Origin of the sequence: Streptomyces sp. BE303 (assembly GCF_036290945.1) — a bacterium.
Classification (GTDB): domain Bacteria; phylum Actinomycetota; class Actinomycetes; order Streptomycetales; family Streptomycetaceae; genus Kitasatospora.
Genome location: NZ_JAQYWZ010000459.1, coordinates 1 through 4546, shown reverse-complemented (window position 1 = coordinate 4546; position 4546 = coordinate 1). Strand labels below are relative to the sequence as shown.

General features: G+C 70.5%; 3 protein-coding genes and 1 pseudogene. All 4 read right to left on the bottom strand.

Translation table 11 applies throughout. The features are described from left to right. Positions 1-508: 508 nt before the first annotated feature. Complete coding sequence (locus PUR56_RS08855) at positions 509-637, bottom strand: hypothetical protein (protein WP_329883228.1); 129 nt, start codon at positions 635-637, stop codon at positions 509-511. A 116-nt stretch (positions 638-753) separates the two neighbouring features. Next, positions 754-1050, bottom strand: a complete 297-nt coding sequence (locus tag PUR56_RS08850) for a hypothetical protein (protein ID WP_329883227.1) — start codon at positions 1048-1050, stop codon at positions 754-756. Between the two features lie 245 nt (positions 1051-1295). Continuing rightward, a complete protein-coding gene (locus tag PUR56_RS08845) occupies positions 1296-3464 on the bottom strand; it encodes a SpoIIE family protein phosphatase (RefSeq protein WP_329948470.1) in 2169 nt (722 codons plus the stop codon). Between the two features lie 889 nt (positions 3465-4353). Further along, positions 4354-4546: pseudogene (locus tag PUR56_RS08840) on the bottom strand (hypothetical protein); the annotation flags it as partial.

Sequence of the window (4546 nt, the reverse complement as noted above, 5' to 3'; positions counted from 1 at the left end):
GATCGAGGACTCCGGCCCCGGCTTCGACCCCGAAGACCGCACCTCCGCAGCCGCTGATACGGGGCGGTGCAGCGGCCGGGGTCTGCTGATGGTCGCCGCCCTGGCCAGCACCTGGGGCGCCATGCAGACCGCCACCGGCCAGCTGGTCTGGGCCGAACTGCCCGCATGACGGCCACCGGCCGACACATCCGCAAGCGGCACCAGCCCCCACCTTGGTCACCGTGATCTACCTGCGGCACACCTGCCCGCAGCAGGTGCTCGACGATCTCGTCGGCCAACGTGCCCCGAACGGCCGAGGCAACCGGTTCCCCGTACGCCATTGACCGTCCCGCCTGGTCATAGGACTTGCGGCCGAGTCCCTGGCCAGGCGCTCCCGTGACGGAGTTGCACGACCTTTCGGGCACGTACGTCGCGAATTCCGGCGAGCACTGTAGGCGGGGGGCGTGGGTATGCGGGTTCGACGCATCCGGAACAGCCGTGCCGCTCCGGATGCGTCGCTGACGGCCGCTCAGGCGAATGTCAGGAAGGTGGTCCCGTTGTACTGGGAGACACCCCCGAGGAGGCACGCGAGGAGCTCGGAGCTGGTCCCGGTCCAGGTGAAGACGGCGGTGTCGCCGGCGAACTGCCCGGCGGTCACCGTTCCGGTGGAGACGACCTGGATCGCACCGAGGTTGATCGTGACGACGCTGGTCGCGCTGATGGTGCTGGTGTTGCCGTTGTTCCACTGGTGGGTGAAGGTCCCACCCCCGCCGGTCAGACCACAGCCCAGGGTGCGACGGTCGGCGGAACGATGAATCCACCGGCCGTCAGGGACGGGTCGGCCAGGGAGAAGCAGTTGAACGTTCCGCCGCCGCTGACGGTGACACTCTGCGGGGTCAGGGTCAACCCCGGGCTGTAGTTGAGGGTCTGGGAGCCCGTGCACACGAGGTCCAGCGGAGCCGCCTGGGAGGGGGCGGCCAGGACGAGCGACGAGCAGATGACCGCGACGACGGCCAGTAGTCCGGCGAGTCGGCGGCGCAGGGACAGGTGAGTGGTGGAAGGGCGGGACACACGGGAGAACGGCATCGTTCGTCCGTGGGCCGACCGGACCCGACGAGCCCGGAGCGGTCCCAGAGCCGTCGCCTGACGACTGGCTCCGGGACAAGGGGCTCGGTCCGGTGCCCCGAGTATCCTCGGCCCGGCCTGCGAAGACCATGGGTACAGCCAACGGGCCGGAGCGTGCGCCACCCCTCGCGCCCCCGCACAGCCGGCGCGCCCACCACAACGCCGGCCGCCCCGGACGCCGCTCCGAGAGGTCAGGGGTCCGGGACGTCCGTACGGGGCAATGTCTGTTCGGACCAGATGATCTTTCCCCGGTTGGTGTGCCGAGTGCCCCACCGCTGGGCCATCTGCGAGACGAGGAACATGCCGCGGCCTCCTTCGTCCGTGGTCCGGGCGTGGCGCAGGTGTGGCGAGGTGCTGCTGCTGTCGGCGACCTCGCAGATGAGTCCGGTGTGCCGGATGAGGCGGAGCCGGATCGGGCCTGCGCCGTGACGGATGGCGTTGGTGACGAGTTCACTGACGATCAGCTCGGTGGTGAAGGACAGCTCCTCCAGTTCCCACCGTGCCAGGGTGTTCGTCGTCAGGGAGCGGGCCTGCGAGACGATCTCCGGGTCGGACGGGAGGTCCCACGAGACCACCTGGTCCGGTCCGAGCGGATGGGCCCGCGCAACCAGCAGCGCGGTGTCGTCCTCCAGGGGGCCGTTGCGCAGGCGGCTCAGGACCGCATCGCAGATCTCCTCCGGCGTGCCCGTGCACTCGGCCAGGACGTTCCTCAGCTCCTGCAGTCCTACGTCGATGTCCCGGTCCCGGCGCTCCACCAGGCCGTCGGTGAACAGGACCAGAAGGCTGTTCTCCGCCACGTCCAGCTCTGCCGACTCGAACGGCAGCCAGCCCAGGCCGAGCGGTGGCCCCGCCGGCACGGAGGCGAAGGAGACGGTGCCGTCGGGCGCGACGACCGCGGGAGGCGGGTGGCCGGCCCGGGCGACGGTGCACGTCTGTGCCACCGGGTCCCAGACCAAGTACAGGCAGGTGGCTCCCAGGACGGCAGCGGTGGCCGAGCCGTCGGGTTCCTCGTCGATGAGGCGTAGGGCCAGGTCGTCGAGGTGTGCGAGCAGTTCGTCGGGCGGATAGTCCAGGTTGGCGAGTGTGTGCACGGCCGTGCGGAGCCTTCCCATGGTGGCGGCTGCGTTGATACCGTGCCCGACCACGTCGCCGACCACGAGGGCGACCCGGGCGCCGGACAGCGCGATGACGTCGAACCAGTCGCCGCTCACCCCCTCCTGGCCGTGGGCCGGCAGGTACCGTGAGGCCACCTCCGCCGTGCTGGTTGCGGGCAACTCGTGTGGGAGCAAGCTGTGCTGGAGCGTCAGCGTGGTGGTGTGTTCACGGGTGTAGCGCAGAGCGTTGTCCATGCACAGGGCAGCTCGGCCGACGAACTCCTCGGCGAGCCGCAGGTCATCCCGGTCGAACGGTTCCGTGCGTTCACGCCTGACGAAGGCGGCCACGCCCAGGACGGTACCGCGCGCCCGCAGCGGTACGACCATCAGCGAGCGCAGATCGAAGGAGAGTACCGACTCGGCTCGTAGGGTGTCCTCGGCGAGCCAGCGCGCATCGGACGGTGACAGTGTCGGCTCGATGATCGCCCGGCCGTCGACCAGGCAGCGAACGAAGGGGGAGGACGGCCCGTACCTTGCTTGTTCGCCGACCGCCACGACCGCTTCCGGACAGCCCTCCTCCAGCGAGCGATGTGCGACTCGGCGCAGTGACGGCGTGCCGCGCCGGGAGATCGGGCGCGGTTCCTCGCCTTTGAGGGCGGAGTCGAGCAGGTCGACCAGGACCAGGTCGGCCATCCGGGGGACGGCGACCTCGGTCAGCTCCTGAGCCGTGCGGCCTATGTCCAGTGTGCTGCCGATGCGGCCTCCGGACTCGCTCAGGAGGGCGAGTCGTTCCCTGGCCCGCCAGCGATCGGTGACGTCGACCCCCATGTAGCAGACGCCCATCACCCGTCCCTGCACGTCATCGAGGCGGAAGACCGAGGTCGAGAAGGCGTGTTCGCGGTCGGGATCGGCCGGGGTGTAGCCGTGGTACTCGAAATCGAGGACAGGTATACCCGTGTCGAGGACCCGCCGCATCTGGGCTTCCAAGGCTCCGGGGGCCAGCCGGGGCAGCACCTCGCTCATCCGTCTCCCCAGCCGTGCCGTGTTGAAGACGCCGGCCATGCGGTCGAGGGTGTTGTTCGTCCAGACGTATCTGAGATCTGTGTCGAGGACGGCCATACCGAAGGGTGACCGGGTCAGGAAGCGTTCCAGGAGGGACCGGCTCACACCCCACCACGGGGTGGATCCGAGGTCGACGGCGGAGAGCAGCCAGCGTCTGCTCCCGTGAGGGGCTGCCAGCGGGTCGGCCTGGACACCGACAATCACGCGGCGCCCGTTTCGGTGCCGAGCCGTGATCACCCCTGACTGCGCTGGGCCCCCCGGTGTGAACCCGGTGGGAACGTCGGGATCGGCCAGCAGGGACAGACCGGACCGTCCGAGTATCGCCTCCGCCGGATACCCGAGGAGTCGCTCCGCCGCTTCCGTCCAACCGACGACGACGCCTTCGGCACTCAGCTCTGCCGTGGCGACGATCGGCAGGTCGAACGGAGCGGACGGTGGAGCAGGGGATCCCTCCGCGGGGTCAGCCATCATGAGACCTTCCCGACGACTGCTTGTAGATCTCCATTGTCCGGAGGCCGCCGCGCATCCGCGACTCGGATCCTGCGCGGGTAGCCGGGCCGGATCACCTCGGTGGCCGCGATCCCGCCGGCCGGCCGGCCCGGTCGCCGTCCCGGTCGACGACGATCACATCCAGGGTGCGGGATCCGTGGACCCCTTCGACACGGTCGAGTTCAATGTGGCCGTGCCGGTTTCGGCGACGACGGGCTCGCATCCGGTGATCACGCTGCCGACCCGGTCGGGGGCGCCGGGGTCCGTCCGGAGGGCGCTGCCCAGGCGGGCGGCGGGAACGCGGGAATGTCATGCCCAGGGGGCCCGGGATCGTCCACGACGGTGCGCGTTTCGCGCGTTCCAGGAGGTTGGAACGGAGCCGGGGAAGGTCGGCGACGGGGCACCGGTGCACGATCGCCCGGTACTCGGCGAGGTTCGCCGTGGGGAGGTCGACGGATCGCAGGGCGTTCGCTGCCGACGGGGCCGAGGCGCATGAACGTCACGGGCGTCCCCGTGGGGGTGGTCGGCGGTCCGCGAGTAGCGGGGCGGGTGTTGGCGGCGTTGGTGGAGCGGGCCCGGCCCGGTCGTCGGACGCCGGGTGTTGTCATGGGCGGCGGCGCCCCCGCACCGGTAGCCGGGCGGTGGACCGCGGTCGCGGCCTCAGCCGGTAGACGCGGTCGGCCGTGCCCCCGAGGACCAGGGCCTGATCGTGGGCGTGGAGTCGGGAGATCAGGCGGCGTGTGGTGTCCACGACGGTGGTGTAGTCGGCGGCCAGGGTGCACACGGGCCAGTCCGAG